Annotated in this window: 3 protein-coding genes; all 3 read left to right on the plus strand. The window is 66.5% G+C overall.

The window, feature by feature from the left end:
• The first annotated feature begins 277 nt into the window (after positions 1-277).
• Entirely contained in the window at positions 278-1,078 is an 801-nt protein-coding gene (locus tag ACRDUX_RS04075) for a class II aldolase/adducin family protein (protein ID WP_526411273.1), read from the plus strand.
• Between the two features lie 61 nt (positions 1,079-1,139).
• Positions 1,140-1,676: a hypothetical protein gene (locus ACRDUX_RS04080; protein ID WP_526411275.1), complete on the plus strand. Its 537-nt coding sequence runs from the start codon at positions 1,140-1,142 to the stop codon at positions 1,674-1,676.
• Between the two features lie 113 nt (positions 1,677-1,789).
• The coding region (locus ACRDUX_RS04085) for a TIGR03085 family metal-binding protein (protein ID WP_526411277.1) at positions 1,790-2,151 on the plus strand (362 nt) is incomplete at its 3' end.

Raw genomic sequence — 2,151 nt, forward strand, 5'->3', positions numbered from 1 at the left:
CGGCCCCCAGCACATCGCCAACCTGCTCGGCAACTAAACCGCCAAGCACCACGAACCCGCCAGGCCCTCCCAAACAATCCCCGGGGAGGGCCTGGCGATCGTCGAACCTCGGTGCATGGTGGCCCCGGAATCTTGATATCGCCGGTGATATCAAGATTCCTGGGGCACTACGGCAACAGCTCGCGATGCTGATGTGACCTGTGTGGTCCACCGGTCTCCACAGCCCGCCGACGTATGCTCGTCGAAGCGGCAATGCCGCCGAGCCAGGAGGATTCCGATGCCGGACGACCAACACGAACAAGCCCAACGACTCGCCGGCGGGAACACCGCGGCCCTGCTCCCCCGTACCGATCGCACGGTCGAGGAGGAGCGTCTGCACCGCAAGCAGAACCTCGCCGCGGCCTTCCGGCTGTTCAGTCGCTTCGGGTTCGACGAGGGCGTCGCCGGACACATCACGGCCCGGGATCCCGAGCTGACCGACCACTTCTGGGTCAATCCGTTCGGCATGCACTTCGGCCACATCCGGGTGAGTGACCTTCTGCTCGTCCGGCACGACGGTGCCGTCGTGCACGGGGACATGCCGGTGAACCAGGCGGCGTTCGCGATCCACTCCCAGGTGCACGCGGCCCGCCCGGACGTGATCGGGGCCGCGCACTCCCACTCGGTCTACGGCAAGACGTGGTCGACGCTCGGCCGACTGCTGGATCCGATCACCCAGGACGCCTGCGCCTTCTATGCCGACCACGCGCTGTTCGATCAGTACTCCGGCGTCGTCCTCGATCTCGAAGAGGGCAAGCGCATCGCCCATACCCTCGGCGACGGCAAGGCCGCCATCCTGCGCAATCACGGCCTCCTCACCGTCGGACACTCGGTCGAGGAGGCGGCCTGGTGGTTCATCACGATGGAGCGGTCGTGCCAGGCCCAGCTGATGGCAGAGGCCGCAGGGACGCCGGTCCTGATCGACGACGACATGGCCACGCTCACCAGGGGTCAGGTCGGCAGCCACTTCGCGGGCTGGTTCAGCTTCCAGCCGTTGTTCGCCAAGATCACCAGGGAGCAGCCCGACCTGTTCGACTGACCTCGGCCTCAGGTGAGTCACTGCAGCCACTTCCGTCACAACCTGGGTAGCCTTGGCGTCGATGAAGGCGCGACTGTTGGCGGTAGGCGTGCTCGCCGCGGGCGTGCTCCTCGCCGGCTGCCAATCCACGGTTACCGGCAACCCCCAGGGCAACGGTGGGAACCCGACCGAGCCGAGCTTCCCCACCTCGCAGCCGTCGCGCGCGACACCGACGCATACGTCCCCGACGCCTTCCCGCACCGCCGCGCCGCCACCGGCCGCCCAAGCGCTGCCACCGCAGAACGGCTACGTCTTCATCACGACCAAGTCGGGCCAGACGCGGTGCCAGATCAGTGCCACGGAGGTGGGCTGCGAAGCGCCGTTCACCAACCCGCCGACGGTCAACGGCGTCCCCGCCAACGGGGTGAGCCTCACCGCGGGCGGCCAGGTCGAGTGGATCTCCGGCAATCTCGGTGACATCCCCGTCGTCACCATCGACTACCGCACATACTCTGCCTTGGGCTGGACGATCGTCGCGACCGAGGACGGCACGCGCTTCACCAATGACGGCACGAAACATGGAATGTTCGTCGCAATCCAAGGCGTGAAGGTCTTCTGAGCGTTTAGCTACATCGCCATCGCCCACGCTGTCGTACGCTCGCGGGTGGTGGGTCCACGGGGTGATCGCCGCGGCGCCATCGATCTCGACCGCGCACCAGACGAAGGACACTCATGACAGTCGCTCAGCAGGAACGCGCAGCACTGGTCACCACCATGCGCGGCGTCGGACCGGAACAAGCCACGCTCTGCGGGGACTGGACTACCCGCGACCTCGCCGCCCACCTGATCGTCAGGGAGCGGCGACTCGACGCGGCGCCTGGCATCCTGATCCCGAAGTTCGCGGACTATACCGAACGCGTGCAGAATCAGGTGGCCGCCGAGAACGACTGGAACGTGTTGCTCGACCAGATCGCGTCAGGGCCGCCCCTCTTCTCGCCGTTCAAGCTGCTCGACCCCTTCGTCAACGTCGCCGAGATGTACATCCACCACGAGGACGTTCGGCGTGCCGTAAGCGGTTGGGAACCAAGGGAACT

Source organism: Mycobacterium sp., from assembly GCF_050701675.1.
GTDB lineage: Bacteria > Actinomycetota > Actinomycetes > Mycobacteriales > Mycobacteriaceae > Mycobacterium.